Genomic DNA, 22042 nt, shown 5'->3' on the forward strand with positions numbered 1-22042 from the left:
ACCCCGAACACGCGATTCTGGACCTGTGGACGATCACGGCAATTAACGGACTCGTAATATTTGCCTAGATTTTGCCATGATTTGCCCTAGTTTGGGCCCACCGCAGTCTGCAGGGTTCCTCACTTCATGGCCGAAAGTCCATTACGCGTCCAATTTCCTGCAGAGGCTGCGATCCAGGCTCGGCCGCATCATGACTTTCATATTCCGTTTCTGCCCCGATCCGCACATCTCCGTCATCTGATCGCCATCGGGCTGGCCGGAACCGCATCCTTCGGCCTGCTCGCCACCGTGCTTTATCCGCTGCTGGCGCGCCACACGATCGAACAGGCTGTACCGGTGCACACGGGCCAGATGCTGCGCCCTCAGCCTGCAATGCCCAAGAGCACGCGCCTGGCCGCCGCGAAAGAGCGCTTCGACGGCGCCCGCTTCGCCCAGGTGGCAGAAAAGCTCTCAAGCGGCGAGACCCGTATTTTCACCTATCACCGCACGACGCTGGTGTTCAAACCCACCGAGGCCGCAAGCGCGCGCGCCAATGCCGCCGCGATCAACGCCTCCTATGGGCGCGAAGCAATTGACGAGGCCGTGTTCTCGCCGCCGTCGCTGTCGGATATCCGCCATGGCATCTATCCGCAAACCACCCATTACGATGCCGTCCGTCGCTCCCGCTTCCCCGTTCGCGGCGTGCCGCTGAACGTCAGCGTATCGAGGGCCACAACCGGAGAACCCGGTCGCGAATTCCGCCGGCTGGTGTCCATGCCGAAGGACAAGCAGGACCTGCAGGATATTCTTGCATCCGCGGGCCTCAGCAGCGATGCCGGCGACGAACTGCAACGGGCTCTCGAAACCGATACGGTTTCCCCCGGCGACAGCCTGGAGCTGCTCCTGGAAAAGAAGGGCGGCTCTCGCCCGAAGTTGATCATGGCGCGCCTGAGCGGTGACAAGACGCCGGAGCGCGTCGTCGCACGCGACGACGCCGACGGCTTCGTGCCCATGGCCAACGACCGGCTGTTTTCGACATTGTACAGCGAAAGCCAGATGGACGCGCCGTCCTCCACGGAAGTAGCAGCGGTCGATCTCAAGAATGTTGACGACAGAGATGAGGCTGCCGTCAGCTCCAAGCTGGAAAAAGCCGGCCTGAGCAAGGAATGTGCCCAGCAGCTGGTCAAACTTGCCAAGGCCAAGGGTATTTCGCTCACCAATATCGAAGATGCCCCCGACAGCGTTGATCTCCTCTTCCGCAAGGCGGACGACGGGCAGAACGAGTTGATGTTCATCGAATTCCATGCCGACGGCGACGCGCATCGCTTCTATCTGCATAAGGATGGCGGCGAAGGTCCTTCGGAATTCTACGATGAGGGCGGCCATTCGATCGCCAAATCGCTCGTGCACCGACCCGTGCCGAATGGCACGCTTGGCGACGGCTTTGCCTGGCGCATCCATCCGATTCTAGGCGTGAAGAAATTCCACAACGGCGTCGATTTCCGCGCGCCGATGGGCAGCCCGATCCAGGCCGCCGGCGACGGCGTCGTCGAGAAGATCTCCTGGGAAACCGGCTACGGCAAATATGTCCGCATCCGGCACGACGGCGGTTACGAAACCACCTATGCCCATATTTCGGCAACGCCGGCGGATCTGCGCGTAGGAGAGCGTGTGACCCAGGGCCAGGTCATCGCCTATGTCGGCTCGACCGGCTACTCCACCGGACCGCATCTCTATTACGAACTGCGCGTCAACGGCCGCTACGAGAACCCATTGACGGCGCAATTGCCCGCCGGCACCAATCTGACCGGCAAATCGCTGGACAATCTGCGTTCGCAGGTCAGCCATGTCGAAAACATCATGAGCTACCTCGACGTTCCGACAACGCGCGATAACGCACCGCCACCCTTCTCCGCCTTCGGACAAACCCCTGCAATCGGCCCGAACCACTTCGGTGCACCGTAAGCGAACCGCCCCTGCCATCCTCTCATGTTGATGATCGTCAGGCTGCGTTGGCATCCCTAAAAGGTTCATCTGCGCGCAAGCCCTGACAATCGGCGATACGCTCCCTATATCCTTTCCGGACGCAGATCGTTGCGCATGCTCGCCGTAACGGCGGCTTTGTGCCTGACCCCTCACTCCAGGAGGCCATCATGTCGGAAAGACCAGTGAAGATCCCCGGTTCTGATCACCCGATCACGATCGACAGGAAGCATGCGCATGTCACCGTTTCCGTCGCCGGCAAGGTGATCGCCGACACGCGCGAAGCTTTGTCCCTCAAGGAAGCGTCCTATCCGGCGGTTCTCTATATCCCACGCAGCGATGTCGACATGTCGTTGCTGGAAAAGACCAGTCACGAAACCTACTGTCCCTACAAGGGCGAGTGCTCCTATTACAGCATTCCCGCCGGTGGCGAACGCTCGGTAAACGCCATCTGGACCTACGAGAACCCCTATCCCTCGGTCAGCAAGATCAAGGACTATATGGCTTTCTATCCCGATCGCGTCGACGTGATCGACGTCGTGACCTAAAGAGCAAGCCCGCTCGACGCGTCGAAAACGTAGACCTGTTCCGGGCTGACGGTGACATTCAGTTGCTGGCCATAGCGCACCGGCGCCTCGCCATCAACAACTGCCGTAACCTGCTCGCCAGCGAGATCGAACAGCACATGCGTCTGCGCGCCCGTCGGTTCGACCAACAGGGTCTGACCGCTGAGCGGCGAGCCGTTGCTTGCAAGGCTCAGATGCTCGGGCCTGAGGCCGATCTTGACACTCTGGCCCGGCTTCACCTTGCGCTCGTCAGCGATACGCACCGGCGTGCTGTCTTTCAGCCGCACGGCCGGCGCACCGTCGACCCCATCCACCACGCCATCGAGAAAATTCATCGCCGGTGAGCCGATGAAGCCGGCAACGAAGAGATTGGCTGGCTTGCGATAGAGCTCGATCGGCGTGCCCTGCTGCTCAATCCTGCCCTGGTTCAGCACGACGATGCGATCGGCCAGCGTCATCGCCTCGATCTGGTCATGGGTCACATAGATCGACGTCGTCTGCACCTTTTGATGCAAAGCCTTGATTTCGGAACGCATCTGCACGCGCAGCTTCGCATCGAGGTTGGAGAGCGGCTCGTCGAACAGAAACACGGCCGGGTTGCGCACCACGGCGCGGCCCATGGCGACGCGTTGCCGCTGACCACCGGAGAGCTGCGCCGGCTTGCGGTCCAGCAGCTTCGTAAGATCAAGCATGCGCGCGGCTTCGTTGACCCGCTGTTCGATGACCTGCTTTGTCTGGCCCGAGAGCTTCAGGTTGAAGCCCATGTTTTCGGCGACGGTCATGTGCGGATAGAGCGCATAGGACTGGAAGACCATGGCGATGTTGCGCTCGCGCGGCGTCATGGCGTTGACCACTTGCCCGCCGATCGACACGTCGCCGTCGGTGATTTCCTCGAGGCCGGCGATCATGCGTAGCAACGTCGATTTTCCGCAGCCCGAGGGGCCGACGAGGGCGATGAACTCGCCATCGTCGATCGAAAGCGAGATATCGTGGATGACCGTGAGCGCCCCATAGGCCTTGTGGATGTTGTGCAGTTCGACGGATGCCATGCTTTTTGCTCCGATAAGAGCAATTCCAGGAAAAGTGTATCGCGGTTTTCCGTCCGGAATTGCTGGAAAACAAGGAGATGGAGTGGTTCAGGATTTCACCGCGCCGGCGGTGAGGCCGGCGATGATATGCTTCTGCGCCAGGAAGAAGACGATGATAGTGGGCAGGATGGTGAGCGTGATGAAGGCGAGCACCAGCTCCCATTCGGTGCCGAACTCGCCGCTATAAACCATCATGCCGAGCGGCCAGGGATAGATCGAATCCGAATTCAGCATGATCAGCGGCAGGATGTAGCTGTTCCAGCTGCCGACAAAGGAGATGATGCTGACGGTCGCGATGATCGGCCGTGAGAGCGGCAGCGAGATATGCCAGAAGAAGCGGATATAGCCGCAGCCGTCGACAAAGGCCGCCTGGAACAATTCTTCCGGGAGGTTGCGAAAATAGTTGCGGAACAGCAGGATGCTCATACCGAGGCCGAAGGCCACCTGCGGCAGCACCACGCCCCAATAGGTGTTGAGCAGGCCGAGATCGCGGATGCGGATGAACAGCGGCAGGATCGCGGTTGCCGCCGGGAACATCAGGCCGATCAGGAAATAATTCAGCAGGAAGTTCGAGCCGAAGAATTTCACATGCGCGAAGGCAAAGGCGGCCATGGCCGAGACCGATACCGTCAGGAACACGGTCAATACGGCGATGATCAAGGAATTCATCATCTGCCGCCAGTAGCGGTCGCCGAAGAGGATGCCGGTGTAATTCTCGAAATGCCACTCGGCCGGCAGACCGAAGGGGTTGGTGCGGAGATCGCCGAGCGACTTGAAGCCGCCAAGCGCGGTTGTCAAAAGCGGGATCAGCACGATGGCGGCAATGATGGTCAGCGACACGTAGAGATAGATCTTGGTGCCGGTGCTCAGTCGAACGGATGTGGCCATATCAGTCATTGCGCATAAATATCCGTTTGTAGCCGAAGGCGAGGGTGACGCAGATCACGAACAGCACGACGCCGACGGCGCTGCCGAGACCGACCTGCATACGGGTGACGCCGAAATTGTAGAGGAAGGTCACCATCGTCTGCGTCGAGTTGAACGGGCCGCCGCCGGTGAGCGGCATGATCATGTCGAAGAGCTGCAGCGAGCCGACAACGGCGAAGAAGACAGAGAGACGCAGCGTCGAGCCGAGTAGCGGCAGGGTGACATAGCGGAACTTCTGCCAGCCGGTGGCGCCATCGATCTCGGCCGCTTCCAGCACGCTCTTGTCGAGGGACTGCAGGCCGGCGATGAACAGCATCATGTGGAAGCCGAAATATTTCCACACGATGACGCCGAGCACGGCGTACATCGCCAGATCCTTGTCGGCGAGCACATAGGGAGTGGCCGTACCGAGGAAATGCGCGATCGCAGCGAAGAGGCCGTAGTCGCCGTCATAGACGAAGCGCCAGATCAGGCCGGCCGCAACTTCCGCCAGCACATAGGGCAGGAAGAAGATCAGCCGGAAGAGCACGACGCCGCGAATACGGTTTGCGAGCATCGTCGCGAGCCAGATGGCAAGCGGCACCTGAATGGCGATGGACACCACGATGATCAGCGCATTGTTCTTGAGCGATGTCAGGAAAGCGCCGTTCTTGAACAGCACCTCGAAATTGCGCAGGCCGACGAACTCCGTCGGCGGACCGTAGCCGTTCCAGCGATAGAAGCTGTACCAGGCCGCTTCGCCCATCGGCAGGATGACGAAGATGGTGAAGAGCAGCAGTGCAGGCGGCAGAAACAGCAGGATGACCGGCATGCGCCCGCGCGCCGACGGCGATTTCCGCTTCGCGGCGGGCTTCGCTCTCGCGATGGATGGCATGGTGGTCGTGGCGCTGACATCGGTCATGAGCAGTCTCGACAATTGCAATTCGAAGAAAATTGGCGCCGGTGCCAAGGGAACACCGGCGCCGAATGCTGTTAGAGCTGATCCTGCTCGAAGGCGTCCTGAACCTGCTGCGCGCCATCCTTCGGCGACAACTGGCCGGAGACGATGCCGACGGAAATGTCGTTGACGACACGGCCGACGGAAGGACCGAGATCCTGGTCGAAGAAGTTCTGGTGCCAGGTCGAATGCGCCAGCTGGTCGGCAGCGCCGCGCATCAGCGGAGACTTGATGCCATCCTCGGCGCCGATGGCGACCGGAATGATCAGGCCGGACTGGGCAATGGTGCGCTCATTTTCGGCATTGGTGAGATAGGCGAGGAAATCGAGGGTCTCAGGCGGAGCCTTCTTGGTGACGGCCCAGCCGTTCAACCCGCCAAGCGTATCCGTCGGAGCGCCGGCACCCCCGGTCACAGCCGGGAAGGCGAAGCGGCCGATATTGTCGTCCGCCAGACCCTTGCCATCGCCCGAATTGACGCGCTGGGTGGCGACCGTCGTCTCGAAGCTCAAGATCATCGCGGCCTTGCCATCACCGAAGACGCCAAGCGTCTGCGGCCACGTCGCGCCGAGATAGCCGGGCTGGAAGGGCTCAAGCTTGCCAAGTTCCGCAAGCTGCTCGCCTGCCTTGATGATCGCCGGGTCGTTGAAGCCGTTGCCTTTGCCGTTCTTGGCGTCATTGAACACCTGCTGGCCGCCATCGCGCATGACGAGGTAGCTCCAGTAGAAGTGGATCGGCCACTTCTCGCCGCCGCCGCCCGCGATCGGCACGATGCCGGCCGCCTTGATCTTCTTCACGGCCGCCAGATAGTCGTCCCAGGTCTTGATGGCATCGGCGTCGACGCGGCCTTGGCGAAAAGTGCCTTGTTATAGAAGAAGGAAACCGTGCCCATCTGATAGGGGACGGCGCTAATCTTGCCGTCGAAGGTCAGGCCCTTGATAGCAGCCTGATTGTAGCTCTTCTTCCAGGCGCCGTCCTTGGCATCCATTGCCGAGGTCAGGTCGAGCAGCGTGCCGGTCTGCTGCTGCTGCTTCAGCACGCCGCCACCCCAGCTATAGAACAGATCCGGAGCGTCCTTCGATTGCAAAAGGGTCGGCAGCTTGGCCTTGAAGGCCTCGTTGGCCAGGAACTGCATCTCGATCTTCGTGCCGGGATGCTTGGCCTGGTACTCATCGGCGATCTTACGCCAGATGGCGACATAGGCCGGATTGGCCTCCAGATGCAGCCATTTGACGGTGGTATCGGCCGCGGCGCTCGTCACGCCTGTCAGCATCGTCAGTGCGGTGGTGGCGGCAATAGCGGCCGCGCGAAGGGCTTGAGCCCCACGTAAATGGATCATGATTTTCTCCTCCCAAGGGAACATCAGAGCCTCAGATATTTTTTCCCTTATACGGATTAATTCAACGGAGCTTTGCTGAAATGTCAACCACCATTGCCAAATTTTCGGCAGATCGGCCGCAAAACGGCTTGACATTGGGCAATGGGCATAGGTTATTTAATACGCATTCCGTTAAAAATACCAGGCCGCAGCCGAGCGGGTCCGTCATTCGGCGTCATTCACATGAAAACAGCAGATCCCGAACTTATGCGGGCGATAAACCGCTTCAATGTGCTGGATACGATCCGGCGAGCGGGCTCCATCGCACGTATCGAAATCAGCGATCGCACCCAGCTTTCGACCACCACGGTCTCGGCAATCACGGCATCGCTGCTGGATGACGGCCTGATCCTGGCGCGCACGGAGGGCGACCTGCGCGAGGCCGCCGCCCGTGGCCGGCCCCGCGTCATGCTGGAGCTCAATCCGGATGCCGCCCGCGTCGTCGGCGCGAAGATCGCCGCCAATCGCATGGTCTTCGTCGTGTCGGATTTTCGCGGAGAGGTCCTTTCCACCCTCACGCTGGCACTGAGGGTTGACCGACAGCCGATCGGCGTCATCGCCGATCTGATCGAGGATGGCGTGCGCCGCTGCGTCGTCGATGCCAATCTCGCGCTGGATGAGATCGATTCCGTCTGCCTCGGCCTGCCTGGCGTTATCGAGCACCGCACCGGCCATGTGCGCACCAGCCCGATCTTCCGCGAAACCGGCGTCGATTTTGCCAAGGAAATGTCCGAACGGCTCGGCGTCACGACCATCGTCGAAAGCGACGCTCACGCCATAACGCTCGCCCATCACTGGTTCGGCAGGGCAAGAGATCTCGACGACATGGTGCTGGTGTCGCTGGAACAGACGCTGGGGCTCGGCGTTCTGCATGGCGGCCAGCTTTTTCGCGGCGCCGGCGGCCTCAGCCACAATCTCGGCGATCTCGTTCTCGGCATAGGGACACAAGGCGTGGTCAGGCTGGCAAGCCTTGCCGGCGAAAACGCTATTCTCGGCGACCAACCGAGCGGCCGCTTCGCCGAAGCCATTCGTCTCGGCCAGGGCATGGCGCATGCAAAGACGCTGATTGCGGCCGAAGACAATATGCTCATCGGCGCGGCAATCCGTGCTGGTGAGGCCTGCGGTACGGCGCTTGCCAATATCGTCACGCTGTTCGCCCCGCCGCGCGTCATTCTGGTTGGATCAAGCCTGGCGCTCGGCCAACCTTTTCTCGACGGCCTTCGGGAGGCCTATTCACTGGCCATCCCGCCGTCGATCAAAGGCGTGACCGAGCTGGTTTTCGATCAGTCGACCGACGAGACCTGGGCGCAGGGCGCCGCCGTCGTTGCGCTGCGCGAACTCTACGAATCGCCATGGGGAACGACGGGGCCGGCATCGGCTCTGTAATTCCCACAGCAATTCCAGGAAAAGTGCGCAGCGGTTTTCCGTCCGGAATTGCGTCGAAACAATAAGATGGAGCGCTCAGCGCTTACGTGAAACGCTGAGCCGCTCCAGCACAGCAAAGATAATTCATTTGGAGGAAGTCTATGAACAAGGTCGGCATCGGCATTATTGGCTGCGGAAACATTTCCGGCGCCTATCTCAAAGCGATGAAATCCTTTCCCATTCTCGACATCAAGGGCGTCGCCGACCTCAATCGCGAGCTTGCCGAAGCGAAAGCTGCCGAGTTTGGCCTGAAGGCGGTCGATATGGCAGCCCTGTTCGCTGATCCCACGATCGAGATCATCGTCAACCTGACCATCCCGAAGGCGCATGTCGCCGTTGGCCTGCAGGCGCTGGACGCCGGCAAGCATACCTATTCCGAAAAGCCACTCGGCATCAATTTCGCCGAGGGCAAGAAGCTGGCTGACGCGGCTGCCGCCAAGGGCCTGCGCATCGGCGCGGCACCCGATACCTTCCTCGGCGGCGGCCATCAGACGGCCCGTGCCATCATCGACGAAGGTGCCATCGGCATCCCGGTCGGCGGCACCGCCACCTTCATGTGCCCAGGCCACGAGCGCTGGCATCCGAATCCGGCTTTCTATTACGAAGTCGGCGGCGGCCCGATGCTCGACATGGGTCCCTATTACATCACCGATCTCGTCAACCTGCTCGGCCCCGTCTCCCAGGTTGCCGGCTTTGCCGTCACGCCGCGCAAGGAGCGCATCATTACCAGCGAGCCGCGCAACGGGGAGCATATCCCCGTGCATGTGCCGACCCACGTCGCCGGCGTCATGGCCTTTGCCAATGGCGCGGTCGTGCAGATCGGCATGAGCTTCGATGTCGCCGGCCATAAGCATGTGCCGCTCGAGGTCTACGGCACCGAGGGCACGCTGATCGTGCCGGATCCGAACCATTTCGGCGGCGCGGTCGAGTATCTCAAGAAGGGTGGCCAATTCGAAGACCGCGAGGTTACGACTCCATATGCCGATGGCAATTACCGTTCGCTCGGCGTCGCCGATCTCGCGCATGCCATACGCTCCAACCGGCGGCACCGCGCCAATGGCAGCCTGGCGCTGCATGTGCTCGAGGTCATGGAAGCTTTCCAGACCGCCTCCGAGACCGGGCGCACGGTCACCATCACGACGCAAACCGAACGTCCGGCCCCTCTGTCCGAATCCCTCGTGGACGGAAAAATCGGCCGCTAACAGCACAATTTCAGGAGGAATATCATGCGTGAAGCACTTATCGTCTGGGGCGGCTGGAGCGGCCACGAACCGCAGGAATGCGCCCACATCATCCGCGACATACTGGAAGAGGACGGCTTCAAGGTCTACCTCGAAAACAGCACCGAAGCCTTCGCCGATCCTTCGATCCACGATCTCAGCCTGATCGTGCCGATCGTCACCATGTCGAAGATCGAGAAGGAAGAGGTGAAGAACCTCGCTGACGCGATCGAAAGCGGCGTCGGCATTGCCGGCTATCACGGCGGCGCCGGCGACTCGTTCCGCGAGAGCGTCGAGTACCAGTTCATCATCGGCGGCCAGTGGGTCGCTCATCCCGGCAACATCATCGACTATACCGTCAACATCACGCGGGCCGACGACCCGATCATGGAGGGGATCACCGATTTCCCCTATACGTCGGAGCAATATTACATGCATGTCGACCCATCGAACGAGGTGCTGGCGACGACAACCTTCACCGGCGATCACGCTTACTGGATCGACGGCGTCGTTATGCCGGTTGCCTGGAAGCGCAAATACGGCAAGGGCCGCGTCTTCTATTCCTCGCTCGGCCACCAGGCCAAGGAATTCGACGTGCCGCAGATGAAGACCATCTTCCGCCGCGGCGCCAACTGGGCCGCGCGCTGAGGCAGCCCTATGCCTTCGGGACGGAGATGAACATCAACGAAGGAATTGGAGGAGGGTGCAATATCCCCCTCTGTCCCTGTCGGGACATCTCCCCCACAAGGGGGGAGATTGGTAGCTCGCGGGAAAGCCTTATCTCAAGGGAACATCGAATCCGCTGGAATTGCAGTTCATTGTCTTGTGAGTGATGAGCGGCATATTCCCAACGATCTCCCCCCCTTGTGGGGGAGATGTCACGAAAGTGACAGAGGGGGGTACCGGACGCCCGGCATATCACAAAGCCCCCGGATAAACTCCGCTCACCTCAGCTCTTCCGCTTCAGCTTCGTCGCACCTTCCTCGACCAGTCTCTTCGCCGCTTCCGCAACCGTGATCTTGCCGAAGGCGAGCTGGTCGGCGACGGGGCGGGCGACGTTCTGATCGAATTCTCCGGAGCCGAGCGGCGCCGGCACCGGATAGGTGCCGACCTGATCCTTCAGCAGCTCGATATAGTGCACCGTTTGCTGCTCCACCGGATTAAGCGTCGGCAGGATGGCGGCGCGCACTGCGGGTGACATCGGCACACCGCGCTCGACGCCGAGGATCTTGCCGGCGTCGACATCGTTGACGAAGAAATTGATGAATTTCGCCGCCGCTTCGCCATTCTTGCTGGTGGCACCCACGCTCCAGATCAGCGCCGGGCGATAGTAGTGGCCGGAGGGGCCGTCCTTCTTTTCGCGCGGCAGCATGGTGACGGCGAGCTTGCTCTTGACCACGAGTTGATAGCCGACCAACTGGTTGGAATAGGCCATGCCGATGGCCGATTTTCCGAGCGCCAGGCAGTTGCTTTCGATGACGTTCTGGTCAAGCGTCTGAACATCGGCGGAGACCGTGCCGCCGCGTTTTCGCAGGTCTTCCCAATAGCTGTACCATTCCTTGGCATCGTCGACGCCGAAGCCGAGCCCACCCTCTTCCGTAAAGAGGCTCTTGCCACGCTGGCGCAACCAGACATCGAGGACGTAATTGTAACGCGCGCCGTAGGGGCCGCCCCAATAGCCGCGCTTGCCGGCCGCCTTGGTCATCTCCACGGCGAGATCGGCATATTCGGTCCATGTGGTGGTGGGGCCAGGTGGCGTCAGGCCGGTCTTCTTGAACATGTCCTCATCATAGAACATCGCGAAGGAATTGAGCCCGAGGCCGACGCCATAGAGCTTGTTGTCCACCGTGGTCAGCTTCAGCACGTCCTTGCCGAAACTGTCGACATTCAGCGTCGAGGGCACGAACTGGTCGAGCGGCATGCAGGCGCCGCGCTTGGAATAGTCCGAAATCGTGCTCGGCTCGAGCTGGAAGACATCGGCAATGTTCTGGCTGGCCATGCCGGTCGCAAGCTTGGCCCAGTAGCCGTCGCCGCTGATGCTCTCGCCGATGACCGAGAGATCAGGGTTCTTGCTGTGAAACAATTCGGCAACCGCGACTGTGCGCTTGCCGCGATCGGGCGAGCCCCACCACATTGCCCTGAGCTGCGTGGCATCGGCAAAGGCGGGCATCGCCCCTCCTCCGAACGCCAGACCGGCAGTTGCTCCGGCGGCTCCAATCATGAATGAACGGCGATTCATGCGCATGAGATTCCTCCTTCTCTTGCGTTGTCGTCCGCGACGATCTCCCCGACGCCTTCAGCGGACAATTCCGAGGGGAAGATATGCAACTTCATTGCACTGTGCAATAAAAAACTCCGTATTGCAAATTTGCATAATTTTGCATAGTAATTGCGATATGAGCGATGTTCGATCCAAACGTATCCGGCAAGCCGATATTGCCACCGCAGCCGGCGTCTCCGTCTCGACGGTGTCGCGCGTCCTGACCAATGAGCCTGGGATCAGCGAAGCGATCCGCCAGCACATCTTCAAGGTCGCAGCCGATCTCGGCTATCCGCTGAAGACCGTAGCAGAGACGGAAGCCGGCAGCCTTGCACTCATCGCCAGCGATAGCGTTACGGGTGGCTTGAGCGTTTTCTACGAAGGCATTCTGGAAGGCCTGCGTGCTGGTGCGGCCGAGCGCGGCATGCGCTTCGACATTCGTCTCATCCGCGAGGCCCGCACCGAACCGGATCTGGTGAAGGAATATCTGCAGTCTGCCGGTGCCGAAGGCCTGTTTCTCGTTGGCATCGACCCCTCCGAGGACCTGTGCCGGTGGCTGGGGGCTAGCGGCACGCCCACCGTTCTCGTCAACGGCACCGACCCGAAGCTGCGCTTCGACGGCGTTTCGCCCTCGAATTTCTTCGGCGCCTACAATGCGACACGCCGCCTGCTCGATGCCGGCCATCGCCGCATCCTGCACCTGACGGGTTCGCATCGCCAGACGATCCGCGAGCGCATCCGCGGTTTCGAAGCCGCCATCGCCTCCGTCGAGGGCGCCCATGGCCGCATCGTGCCGATGAACTTCCGTGGCAGCTCCAGCCAGGAAGCCCATGACACCACCGCCGCAATCCTCGCTGCGGATGAAGGCTATACCGCCGCCTTCTGCATGAATGATTTCATCGCCGTCGGCGTGCTCGATGCGGTTACGGAAGCCGGCCTGCGCGTGCCGGAGGATTTCGCCATCGTCGGCTTCGATGATCTCCCCTGCGCCCTGATGACCAACCCGAGGCTGGCGACCATGCGCGTCGACCGCGCCGCGCTGGGTCGCGAGGCCATTGGCCTGATGGTCGCCCGCTTCCGCGATCGCGACGCTCCCGCCCGCCAGATTTGCCACGGTGCTCCACCGGTCGCCGGCGGCACCCTTCCACCTGAAACCTGACCCTCCCCGCAGCGGAAACAATCGAGAGAGCCATGCCGATGATCTACGACCCCGCCAGCACCAATCCGCTTGCCGGCAATCCACTGAAGACCCACACGGACATGCGCCGGGCGCTGACCGACCTGTTCAATCCGCTGCTGCCCTATTTCTCCGAGGGTAATGCTCGCGTCCGCATCGATGGCGCCGGCGCGCATTTCGACCGTGCCGCCGCTGATCTCGAAGGTTTCGCCCGTCCGCTCTGGGGCCTGGCGCCGCTCGGCGCCGGCAGCGGCGACTTCGGCCACTGGGATCGCTATGCCGAGGGCCTTGCCAATGGTGTCGACCCGCAGCATCCGGAATATTGGGGCACCGTCAACGGCCGCGACCAGCGCATGGTCGAGCTTGCTGCACTCGGCTTTGCACTCGCCTTGGTGCCGGACAAGATCTGGGAGCCACTCGATCAACGCGCGCGCGACAATCTCATCACCTATCTCAAGCACGCCCGCACCTTCGACTATGCCGACAACAACTGGAAATTCTTCCGCATCTTCGTCGATATCGCGCTCGACAGGCTCGGCGCTTCCTTCGATCGCAGCCTGACGGAAAGCTACCTCAACGAGCTGGATGGTTTCTACATCGGCGACGGCTGGTATCGCGACGGCGATGTCCGCCGCATTGATCATTACATTCCCTTCGCCATGCATTTTTACGGGCTGATCTATTCGAAGCTCGTCAATGACGATCGCGCCGAGCGCTACCGCGAGCGCGCCACCCTGTTCGCGAGGGATTTCCGCCATTGGTTTGCGCCGGATGGCGCCACCATCCCCTTCGGCCGAAGCCTGACCTATCGCTTCGCCTGCGCAGGCTTCTGGTCGGCGCTCGCCTTCGCCGATGTCGAGGCGCTGCCATGGGGCGAGATCAAGGGATTGTGCCTCAAGCACCTGCGCTGGTGGGCCGACAAGCCGATCGCCAACCGCGACGGCACCTTGCCGATCGGCTTTGCCTATCCCAACCTGCTGATGTCGGAAAACTACAATTCCGCCGGCTCGCCCTACTGGGCCTTCAAGGCCTTCCTGCCCTTGGCGCTCAAGGAAACGCACCCCTTCTGGACAGCGGAAGAAAAACCGCTGGAAAATGAGCCGGCTATCGTCCCGCAGAAACACCCCGGCATGGTGTTGATACGCAGCAAGGCCGATGTCGTGGCGCTCTCCTCTGGCCAGGAAAACCAGCAGATGCGTTTCGGTGCCGAGAAATACTCGAAATTCGCCTATTCAGCCCGCTACGGCTTCAGCGTCGAAAGCGACGAGCGCATTTTTGCCGGCGGTGCCTTCGACAGCATGCTCGCCTTCAGCGATGACGGTCTGCACTACCGTGTGCGCGAGACGAATGAAGAAGCCAAGCTCGCCGGCGATACGCTCTATGCCAAATGGTCGCCCTATCCGGATGTGACTGTGGAGACATGGCTCGTGCCCGCCGCGCCCTGGCATGTCCGGTTGCACAAGATCACCACGCCTCGGCCGCTGCAGACGGCCGAGGGCGGTTTCGCCATCGCAAGGCGTGATCTGGAAGCCGACACGCTGTCATCAGCAACGGGCGCCGCCTACGCGGTAGGCGAGGAGGATTTCAGCGGCATTCTCGATCTCGGCTCAACCGTCGAGCGTCAGGGCATAGCGCAGAAGGCCCCGCCGAACACCAATCTCATCGCCTCGAAAACCCTGGTGCCGCAGCTGCGCGCCACGATCCCAGCTGGCGAAACTATCCTCGTATCCGCCGTTCTGGCTGAGAAGGACCCATCCGCAGTCGGCAGCGCCTGGACAAAGCCGCCCGCCAGGCCTGATATCGATGCCCTACGTGCTCTGGTGACGGAAAAAGGCATCACGGTCAGCGCCATCGAGGCGCCCGGTCGCCTGCCATGACGCAATCTACGTCCGCTCGTCCGGCTATTGCCTTTGCGATGCAGCCATCGCGCACACAACACGTCCTGCCGGAGGTGCTGATCCAGCGCCTCGATACCGTCGGCCGCGTGTTGGACGCCGTGCCGATGCAACGCTTCGATGATGCCCGCGCCGGCAAACTGCTCGCCGAAGCCGAAATCCTGATCACTGGCTGGGGCTCGCCAACGATTGATGCCGCAGCGCTGGCGCTGGCACCGCATCTGAAACTGGTGGCTCATTCCGCCGGTACGGTGAAGGGCCTGCTCGGAGACAGCCTGTTTGACCGTGGCATAGCGGTCAGCCACGCGGCGCAGGCCAATGCGCTGCCGGTTGCCGAATTCACGCTTGCCGCCATCATCTTCGCCGGCAAGAAGATCTTCCGCTTTCATGATCTTTATGTCGCCGACCGCAACCGCAAACGGACGCAGCCAATCCAGGCGGAGGCCATCGGCAATTACGGCCGCACGGTCGGCATCATCGGCGCCTCGCGCATCGGCAGGCGCGTGATCGAATTGCTCGCGCCCTTCGATTACCGCATCCTGCTCTACGATCCGATGGTCGATGCGGCCGAAGCCGCGCGCATCGGCGTTGAAAAGGCCGAGCTGGACGCCTTGATGGCATCGGCCGACATCGTCTCGCTGCACGCGCCTTCCCTGCCGGCGACACGGCATATGATCGACGCCCGACGTCTTTCGTTAATGAAGGACGGAGCGACGTTCATCAATACGGCGCGCGGCGCGCTGGTCGATGAGGCTGCCTTGATCGCCACGCTGAAAACCGGCCGCATCGACGCGATCATCGATGTCACCGACCCGGAGATCCCCGAGGCCGGCTCGGCCTTCTATGACCTGCCGAATGTCTTCTTGACACCGCATATTGCCGGCGCTGTCGGGCTTGAGCGGACGCGCCTCGGCGAGATGGCGGTCGACGAAACCATTCGCTTCATCGAGGGCCGGCCGCTGCTCCACGAGATCCGCCGCGAGGACATGGCCCGCATGGCGTGATGCGACGCAGCAAATCCATGAAAACACCCTGAAATCGCCCCATTTCGGCACAGGCAAACAACCGGTTTTTAATCATTCCGCGCTAGCAATTTCCTCAGCGAAGAGGTTCTAGTTATGCGTAGTCGCGTCCTTTCCATTCTGGCTGTGGTGCTGCTCGGCGTGCTGGCAGGCTGTGCCACTGCACCCTCGCGCACCCGCAACATCTGCGCGATCTTCGATCAGCGCGACGGTTGGTTCAACAATTGGCAGCGCGCCGCCCAGAGTACCGAGCGTAAGTACGGCGTGCCGGTGCCGATCCTGATGGCGACGATCTACACTGAATCCGGCTTCCGGCCGCGCGCCCGACCCCCGAGACGCTATCTGCTCGGCTTCATTCCCTGGAAGCGCCCGACGACCGCCTACGGTTATTCGCAGGCCCTCGACGGCACCTGGGACAAATACAAGCGCGAGACCGGCAATTGGACTGCGAGCCGCACCAATTTCGCCGATGCGATCGATTTCGTCGGCTGGTATCACTACCAGACGCACCTGCAGACCGGCATTGCTCTCAATGATTCCTACGATCTTTATTTGGCCTATTATTCAGGCCCCAAGGGCTATCTGCAGGGATCATGGCGTGGCAACGGCACCGCGCTTGCCGGTGCCAAGCGCTTCAACGGCATGACGCGGATCTACGCGCAGCAGCTGCCAAGCTGCAGCTGATCTCGCCGCTGACTTCGCAGCAATTTCCCCAAGACACGGAGCCGCAAGCCTAAGGCCGCGGCTCCAGTAGGTTCAGGCCACCATCCTCGCCCCAGAGATCGGCAACCGACACCTGCTGGCCGGTGCGGCTGCTCTGCAAGGCCGCGATCCCGCAGAGAACCGACATCGCGCCCGCGCGGGAGCCTGCCCGCTGCTTGAGCTCGTCGTTCGGGCCGGAGCGCAGCAGCATGTTGCGTAGCCGGTCGTCACCGCCATAGTGGCCGCCGGATGCATGCGGCACCCATATGCGCTCGACATCACCGAAATTCTTCATGACGACGATTTCGTCTGCCGGCGGCGTCGTCCACTTCTGCTTTTCATACTGGCGTAGCTCGATGCGGCCCTTGTGGCCGTTGAAAGCGATGTGATGGCCTTCGATCGGCATATAGGTGTTCAAGGAATAGGAGACGTTGACGCCGTTGCGATAACGGATGGCAGCGACCATCGTGTCGGGAATGTCGATATCCTCGCGGAAGACGCAGGCATCGCGCACATAGCCGTCGACGGTCGACGGGTCCTCATAGAGGCTTTCGAGCAGCGGCGTCGCGCTGATGTCGAGATAATAGTCGCACTCGTCCTTGTAACGACAGTTCCGACAGCGCTCGCCGCGGAACGGACCCTTGCGGCCGTAATGCTTGAGATCGGCAAAGGCGGAAACCGTTTCCGGGTCGGAATCCAGATACCAATTCAGCAGATCGAAATGATGCGTCGCCTTATGAACGAAGAGGCTGCCCGAGTTTTCCGTGAAGGCATGCCAACGGCGAAAGTAGTCGGCACCATGACTGGTATCAAGATACCAGTGAAAATCGACCGAGGTGACATCGCCGATGACGCCGGAATTGATCAGCTCCTTGATCTTCGCCGACGTCGGCGCGAAACGGTAATTGAAGGAAATGTCCAGCCGCTTGCCGGTGCGCGCCTCGGCGTTGAGGATGCGCTTGATCTTGTCGACCGTCGTCGTCATCGGCTTCTCGCTGATGACATTGGCGCCGGATTCCATCGCCTTGACGATCAGATCGTCATGGGTGGAATCGCGCGTGCAGACGATGACGAGATCCGGTTTCTCCACCCGCAGCAGCTCATCGAAATCGGTGTAAACAGGCACGGAGACACCGATATAGTCGAGCGCCCGCTGGGCCCGCATGGCATTGAGATCACAGACCGCAACAAGCTCGACCTCGCTACTCCAGCGCTCGACAAGGTCCTTGCCCCACATGGTCACGCCGCGATTGCCGGTGCCAACCAGAACGTAGCGTTTCTTCGATGACGACTGCATGTCTCCTCCTCAAGAGTCTGCAAATGACGATGTGAGGCCGCGTCGGGCCTGACTTACTTCGGCGAAGTGCTCCTCACCCCAACCCTCTCCCCGCAAGCGGGGAGAGGGAGCTTCCCTGCCAAACCCACGCTCACTCCGGGTGGTAAATTCGAATATTACGCACTGTCGTCCCCTCTCCCCGCCCGCGGGGAGAGGGCTAGGGTGAGGGGCAAGGCAGGAAATCTACACCGCCGACGAGGCCTCCATCGCGTTCCAATCCGGCTCCACCAACGAACCGAGGCCAACAGCGCCGATGACGGAACCGATGGCAAGCTGCCCGCCCTCGATCCGCAGCCGCGTGCGCCCGTTGCTGACGCGGTAGAGATCGGAATGGCCACGGGCGAAGGCCGCCTGTTCTTCCTCCGGCGCACCGGCCATGCCATCGACATAGTGATGCCCGTTGCGCTCGATATGGGTCATGCCGATAAGCGAGGCGAGTGCCAGGTCCTGCTGCACGGCAAGCCCCCCTTGAGTCGTCAAGTCTTCGGCCGACATGAAATAGGAAATACCGTCCTCTAGACTCCATTTGGCGACACGCGCCCGGTTCAATAGCGAGCGATAGAACCCCTTGCAGGATTTCGAGGAAATGCCGGTATAGCCGAGCCCCCTTGCCGTGACGAAGGCATCGATATCGGCATCGGATTCATCGATCTCTACGGGCTTGAAAGCGGCAAGCGCCTTCACCGGCTTTTCGAAAGCATACGCACGCGCGATCGGCTGCTCGACGAACAGGATCGAGGCGGCGAAACGTGCCAGCCTCGGCTCATCCCTGACGCGGGCGAGCAGATCGGCGACCGCTTCGGCCGACGAAAACTGCTCATTGCCATCAAGCGTCACGGAATATGTCGGCACCTTGGCATCGATAACGGCGGCGATGCGGCAGAGACGATCGATATCGGCTTCGGGAGCGCCTGATACCTTGACCTTGAAGAACGTCAGACCATAGGCGTCGATCGCCTCCTCGAAACTCTCCGGCAGACCGTCATTCAAGCGTTCGCTTGCCGGGATATCACCCGGCACGATCGCATCGACCAGACCGACCGTATGGCGAGCAGCCAGGCTCATTGCGGGCTCCAATGTCGACAGAAACCCGGAGAGATCGAAGCCAGAGAGATCATGCGCCGTCGAAGCGTCGATGCCGGGCCGGTTCGCCTTGATCGCCTGCGCAACCGTCAGGCCTTCCAGCCGGCAGAGAGCATCGAGAACAGCTCGGTTGGCGAGCGCGAGGCCGAAGGAGGCGACAAGGCCGTTCAGCTTTTCAGCCGCCGCCCGGGCATGATGCGATGCTTCGACGGCCGCATGCAGTCCGAAAGCCGTTTCCGAGCCTGCACTTCTCAGTGAACCGAGAGCCAGTGCCAGCGAGCGGCGCAGCTGGTTCTCATTGTCGGCATTGGAAAGATCAGGCGATTTGTCGAACCATTTCGGCACCATCAACTCGGCTGCCATCCCCTGCGCCGAGCGGCCCAGGGCATCCTCGATGCGCACGCGCAGGAAAATCTGCCGGGCCTCCCGCAAGGTCGCCGCGCCGAAGCGGAAAGGTAGCCGCAATTTGACTGGGCGCTCGAATGCCTCAGCCTCGACAAGCCTGATTTTCAACGGTTCGGTCATGATGGTTGAGTGCTTCCCTTGTGGTTATCAGGCTCAACTGCCAAAGCCGTGCAGGAGAGCGGCAATGCTAAATCTCCAGCGGCGGGTCATGCTCCGTGCATGCAGCAATATCATGCATGGCGATGCCGATGCGCTTCATGATTTCTCCTCCCTGCCCGATTCCCTCCGGAATCAGGAAAGCAACGCTTGGTCGCCGAAGAAATGTAACCGTATAGTTACAAGATCGCGCGATCACGCCGGCTTTGTCAATCGCCTTTTTAAAATTTCTCCAGTACCTCCAGGGATGCGTACTTTCGGGGCAGGTCATGCCCGGATGGAGGCCAGCGTCATCGCGACGATATGTTCGCCCCAGGCATTGAGGGAGTCCTGGCTGGTCAATTTGCGCGCAAAGATCGTCGAAAGCGTGTGACGGTTCGAGAGATAGAAGAAGCCGAGTGCCGCGATCGTCAGATAGACGGATATCGGATCGACACCTGCCCGAAACATACCGGTCGCCTCTCCCCGGCGCAACACGCCCGAAAGCTCATCGATAAGATGTGAATGCATCGCCAGCACCTTGTCGGATCGCTTGAGATAATGAGCGTGATGCAGATTTTCGGTGGCAAGCAGGCTCAGGAATTCCGGATGTGCGAGGAAGTGCCGCCAGGTGAACAGAGCCAGCTCCCGCATCCCTTCCTCCGGATCGCGGCGTGCAAGATCGAGATGTTTTTCGGCATTGCGGATCGCCGCATAGGTCGCCTCCAGCACCGCGAGATAGAGCCCTTCCTTGTCGCCGAAATAGTGATAGAGCATCCGCTTGTTGGTCTGCGCCCGCGCAGCGATCGCATCCACCCGGGCGCCGCCGAAACCGTGGGCGGCGAATTCCTCGGTCGCTGCTTCCAGAATCATGGCATGGGTCTTTTGCGGATTGCGCGACACTTTTTTAGGCCGCACTCGCACGACCTCGTCGATTTCAGCTTGTGCTGTATTTTCAGTCCCTTGTCTCTCCCTGGCGGTCATGGCTAACCTCATCCCGGATCGGTCTTTCCCGCAACGCGTGTCACCGGCCCCCGCATGCGTCGTTTTGATTGTGACACGATTGGCGCTTGACAGCAGTCACATTTCTATCCAACTTGTAACCAAATAGTTATATCATGCAAAGCAGTTCGTAAATCATCGCTTTACTGGGGAGGAGACCAGGATGACGTTGACGATCGACCGCCGGCAATTGCTTGCCGGCATGACAGCCACGCTAGCCTTGAGTACTATCGGACTTTCCCGCGCCAATGCGGCAACGGCGATGCGCCTTCTTTGGTGGGGATCCAAGGAAAGAAGCGACCGTACGTTCGCAGCCGTCAAGGCCTATCAAACGAAAAATCCCGACATTACCATCGCCGGAGAATCCTTCGGCTGGGACAGCTACTGGACGCGCCTCGCCACACAGACAGGCGGTGGTAATGCGCCCGATCTCATCCAGATGGATTATCGCTACATCTTCGAATATGCCCGTCGCGGCACGTTGCTCGATATGACGCCCTATCTCGGCAAGAGCCTGGCGATCGAGGATTTCGGTCCTGCCAATATCGATTCCGGCAAGGTCGACAACAAGATTTACGGCGTCAGTCTCGGCGTCAATTCCTTCATGGTTGTGGTCAACACGGCAGCATGGACTGAAGCCGGTGTCGAGCCGCCGCATGACGCCATGAACTGGGAACAGCTCGGCGATGCCTGCGCCAAGGTGACATCGGCCAAAAAGCGCCGCGGTTTTTACGGCACGGCCGATGCAAGCGGCGGCGAGCCGGCTCTCGAATGCTGGCTGCGCCAGCGCGGCAAGGCACTTTATACAGCTGACGGCAAACTGGCCTTCGAAGCCAAGGACGCCGCCGAATGGTTCGATTTCTGGGGCCATATGCGCAAGATCGGCGCTTGCGTGCCGGCCGATGTCCAGGCGCTCGACCAACAGACCCTCGAAACCGACATGCTGGTGACCAAAAAGGCGGCCGTCAGCTACGCCCATTCCAACCAATTTGTCGCCATTCAGGCCCTCGTCAAGGATAAGCTCGACATCGTCTCCTTTCCGGTTTCCGGCGCGGACAGCAAACCTGGGCAATATTTGAAGCCGTCGATGCTGATGTCGATTTCGGCAGCCTCGGCAAACAAGGATGCCGCCGTCGCCTTCGTCAATTATCTGGTGGAGGATCCGGAAGGTGCCAAGACCCTCGGCGTTGAGCGCGGCGTTCCTCCCTCGTCGAAGATCCGCGACCTTCTAACGCCTGATCTGGACCCCGTCAGCAAACAAGTCGTCGACTATATCGGCCGACTGACGCCGCATGTCGGGGCACTGCCGCCGTCTCCGCCGAACGGCGCCGGCGAGAATGCATTCCTGTTGAAAAAGATCGCCGAGGAAGTGGCTTTCGGCAAGACCAGCTCCCAGGACGCCGGGACGAAGTTTGCCGAACAGGCAGCAGCAAACATTACGCGAGGCTGACACCGTGGGTACAAACAGCAACAGCGTTGCCGGCGGCTTGGCCGTCAGCGCGTCCGCGCCGGTGCGCGTGGAAAC

General features: G+C 60.9%; 17 protein-coding genes and 1 pseudogene. 10 read left to right on the forward strand and 8 right to left on the reverse strand.

Annotated elements, in window-relative coordinates; genetic code table 11:
• The first annotated feature begins 126 nt into the window (after positions 1-126).
• Positions 127-1944, forward strand: coding sequence for a M23 family metallopeptidase (locus BSK43_RS02630; protein WP_077470816.1), 1818 nt, complete (start codon positions 127-129; stop codon positions 1942-1944).
• A 188-nt stretch (positions 1945-2132) separates the two neighbouring features.
• Positions 2133-2510, forward strand: a complete 378-nt coding sequence (locus BSK43_RS02635; protein ID WP_077470817.1) for a DUF427 domain-containing protein — start codon at positions 2133-2135, stop codon at positions 2508-2510.
• On the opposite strand, the gene ugpC is transcribed toward BSK43_RS02635, so the two are convergent.
• The 4 genes and pseudogenes from ugpC to BSK43_RS02655 form a co-directional block, all read right to left on the reverse strand.
• Positions 2507-3577 (reverse strand): sn-glycerol-3-phosphate ABC transporter ATP-binding protein UgpC, encoded by a 1071-nt coding sequence (ugpC, locus tag BSK43_RS02640; protein ID WP_077470818.1) that lies wholly within the window; start codon positions 3575-3577, stop codon positions 2507-2509. The two genes, BSK43_RS02635 and ugpC, sit on opposite strands and share 4 nt — an antisense overlap.
• 87 nt (positions 3578-3664) lie before the next feature.
• The gene (locus tag BSK43_RS02645) at positions 3665-4513 is read right to left on the reverse strand and encodes a carbohydrate ABC transporter permease (RefSeq protein WP_068390004.1); all 849 of its coding nucleotides are present in this window, start codon (positions 4511-4513) and stop codon (positions 3665-3667) included.
• On the reverse strand, positions 4506-5417 hold the full coding sequence (locus BSK43_RS02650; RefSeq protein WP_136686688.1) for a sugar ABC transporter permease: 912 nt from the start codon (positions 5415-5417) through the stop codon (positions 4506-4508). Before BSK43_RS02650 ends, BSK43_RS02645 begins: the two co-directional genes overlap by 8 nt.
• A 98-nt stretch (positions 5418-5515) precedes the next feature.
• Positions 5516-6816 (reverse strand): annotated as a pseudogene (locus BSK43_RS02655) (extracellular solute-binding protein).
• A gap of 222 nt (positions 6817-7038) precedes the next feature.
• Here BSK43_RS02655 and BSK43_RS02660 point away from each other — a divergent pair.
• From BSK43_RS02660 to BSK43_RS02670, 3 genes are all read left to right on the forward strand, one after another.
• A complete protein-coding gene (locus tag BSK43_RS02660) occupies positions 7039-8241 on the forward strand; it encodes an ROK family transcriptional regulator (protein ID WP_077470820.1) in 1203 nt (400 codons plus the stop codon).
• A gap of 140 nt (positions 8242-8381) precedes the next feature.
• Positions 8382-9482, forward strand: coding sequence for a Gfo/Idh/MocA family oxidoreductase (locus BSK43_RS02665; protein ID WP_077470821.1), 1101 nt, complete (start codon positions 8382-8384; stop codon positions 9480-9482).
• Between the two features lie 24 nt (positions 9483-9506).
• On the forward strand, positions 9507-10148 hold the full coding sequence (locus tag BSK43_RS02670; protein ID WP_077470822.1) for a ThuA domain-containing protein: 642 nt from the start codon (positions 9507-9509) through the stop codon (positions 10146-10148).
• 301 nt (positions 10149-10449) lie between these two features.
• On the opposite strand, the gene BSK43_RS02675 is transcribed toward BSK43_RS02670, so the two are convergent.
• Complete coding sequence (locus BSK43_RS02675; RefSeq protein WP_077470823.1) at positions 10450-11745, reverse strand: ABC transporter substrate-binding protein; 1296 nt, start codon at positions 11743-11745, stop codon at positions 10450-10452.
• A gap of 151 nt (positions 11746-11896) precedes the next feature.
• On the opposite strand from BSK43_RS02675, the gene BSK43_RS02680 reads away from it, so the two are divergent.
• The 4 genes from BSK43_RS02680 to BSK43_RS02695 all read left to right on the forward strand — a co-directional run bounded on the left by BSK43_RS02680 (position 11897) and on the right by BSK43_RS02695 (position 16538).
• The gene (locus BSK43_RS02680) at positions 11897-12919 is read left to right on the forward strand and encodes a LacI family DNA-binding transcriptional regulator (protein WP_077470824.1); all 1023 of its coding nucleotides are present in this window, start codon (positions 11897-11899) and stop codon (positions 12917-12919) included.
• A 38-nt stretch (positions 12920-12957) separates the two neighbouring features.
• Entirely contained in the window at positions 12958-14814 is a 1857-nt protein-coding gene (locus tag BSK43_RS02685; RefSeq protein ID WP_077470855.1) for a DUF2264 domain-containing protein, read from the forward strand.
• Positions 14811-15836: a hydroxyacid dehydrogenase gene (locus BSK43_RS02690; protein WP_077470825.1), complete on the forward strand. Its 1026-nt coding sequence runs from the start codon at positions 14811-14813 to the stop codon at positions 15834-15836. The genes BSK43_RS02685 and BSK43_RS02690 overlap by 4 nt, the downstream gene beginning before the upstream one ends.
• A gap of 114 nt (positions 15837-15950) precedes the next feature.
• Positions 15951-16538, forward strand: coding sequence for a transglycosylase SLT domain-containing protein (locus BSK43_RS02695; protein WP_077470826.1), 588 nt, complete (start codon positions 15951-15953; stop codon positions 16536-16538).
• A gap of 49 nt (positions 16539-16587) precedes the next feature.
• On the opposite strand, the gene BSK43_RS02700 is transcribed toward BSK43_RS02695, so the two are convergent.
• The 3 genes from BSK43_RS02700 to BSK43_RS02710 all read right to left on the reverse strand — a co-directional run bounded on the left by BSK43_RS02700 (position 16588) and on the right by BSK43_RS02710 (position 20499).
• Positions 16588-17853 (reverse strand): Gfo/Idh/MocA family oxidoreductase, encoded by a 1266-nt coding sequence (locus BSK43_RS02700; protein ID WP_077470827.1) that lies wholly within the window; start codon positions 17851-17853, stop codon positions 16588-16590.
• A 222-nt stretch (positions 17854-18075) separates the two neighbouring features.
• Positions 18076-19500: a mandelate racemase gene (locus BSK43_RS02705; protein ID WP_077470828.1), complete on the reverse strand. Its 1425-nt coding sequence runs from the start codon at positions 19498-19500 to the stop codon at positions 18076-18078.
• 303 nt (positions 19501-19803) lie between these two features.
• A complete protein-coding gene (locus BSK43_RS02710; protein WP_077470829.1) occupies positions 19804-20499 on the reverse strand; it encodes a TetR/AcrR family transcriptional regulator in 696 nt (231 codons plus the stop codon).
• A 181-nt stretch (positions 20500-20680) separates the two neighbouring features.
• Between BSK43_RS02710 and BSK43_RS02715 the strand changes: the two genes are divergently transcribed.
• The gene (locus BSK43_RS02715) at positions 20681-21967 is read left to right on the forward strand and encodes an ABC transporter substrate-binding protein (protein ID WP_077470830.1); all 1287 of its coding nucleotides are present in this window, start codon (positions 20681-20683) and stop codon (positions 21965-21967) included.
• Positions 21968-22042 lie beyond the last annotated feature (75 nt).

Source organism: Rhizobium sp. P44RR-XXIV (assembly GCF_001999485.2).
GTDB lineage: Bacteria > Pseudomonadota > Alphaproteobacteria > Rhizobiales > Rhizobiaceae > Rhizobium.

Coding starts and splice junctions, on each gene's coding strand:
- BSK43_RS02685 (WP_077470855.1), top strand. CDS start 12,958: ATGATCTACGACCCCGCCAGCACCAATCCGCTTGCCGGCAATCCACTG.
- BSK43_RS02680 (WP_077470824.1), top strand. CDS start 11,897: ATGAGCGATGTTCGATCCAAACGTATCCGGCAAGCCGATATTGCCACC.
- BSK43_RS02660 (WP_077470820.1), top strand. CDS start 7,039: ATGAAAACAGCAGATCCCGAACTTATGCGGGCGATAAACCGCTTCAAT.
- ugpC (WP_077470818.1), bottom strand. CDS start 3,577: ATGGCATCCGTCGAACTGCACAACATCCACAAGGCCTATGGGGCGCTC.
- BSK43_RS02700 (WP_077470827.1), bottom strand. CDS start 17,853: ATGCAGTCGTCATCGAAGAAACGCTACGTTCTGGTTGGCACCGGCAAT.
- BSK43_RS02670 (WP_077470822.1), top strand. CDS start 9,507: ATGCGTGAAGCACTTATCGTCTGGGGCGGCTGGAGCGGCCACGAACCG.
- BSK43_RS02650 (WP_136686688.1), bottom strand. CDS start 5,417: ATGCCATCCATCGCGAGAGCGAAGCCCGCCGCGAAGCGGAAATCGCCG.
- BSK43_RS02705 (WP_077470828.1), bottom strand. CDS start 19,500: ATGACCGAACCGTTGAAAATCAGGCTTGTCGAGGCTGAGGCATTCGAG.
- BSK43_RS02645 (WP_068390004.1), bottom strand. CDS start 4,513: ATGACTGATATGGCCACATCCGTTCGACTGAGCACCGGCACCAAGATC.
- BSK43_RS02635 (WP_077470817.1), top strand. CDS start 2,133: ATGTCGGAAAGACCAGTGAAGATCCCCGGTTCTGATCACCCGATCACG.
- BSK43_RS02630 (WP_077470816.1), top strand. CDS start 127: ATGGCCGAAAGTCCATTACGCGTCCAATTTCCTGCAGAGGCTGCGATC.
- BSK43_RS02710 (WP_077470829.1), bottom strand. CDS start 20,499: ATGACCGCCAGGGAGAGACAAGGGACTGAAAATACAGCACAAGCTGAA.
- BSK43_RS02715 (WP_077470830.1), top strand. CDS start 20,681: ATGACGTTGACGATCGACCGCCGGCAATTGCTTGCCGGCATGACAGCC.
- BSK43_RS02665 (WP_077470821.1), top strand. CDS start 8,382: ATGAACAAGGTCGGCATCGGCATTATTGGCTGCGGAAACATTTCCGGC.
- BSK43_RS02675 (WP_077470823.1), bottom strand. CDS start 11,745: ATGCGCATGAATCGCCGTTCATTCATGATTGGAGCCGCCGGAGCAACT.
- BSK43_RS02690 (WP_077470825.1), top strand. CDS start 14,811: ATGACGCAATCTACGTCCGCTCGTCCGGCTATTGCCTTTGCGATGCAG.
- BSK43_RS02695 (WP_077470826.1), top strand. CDS start 15,951: ATGCGTAGTCGCGTCCTTTCCATTCTGGCTGTGGTGCTGCTCGGCGTG.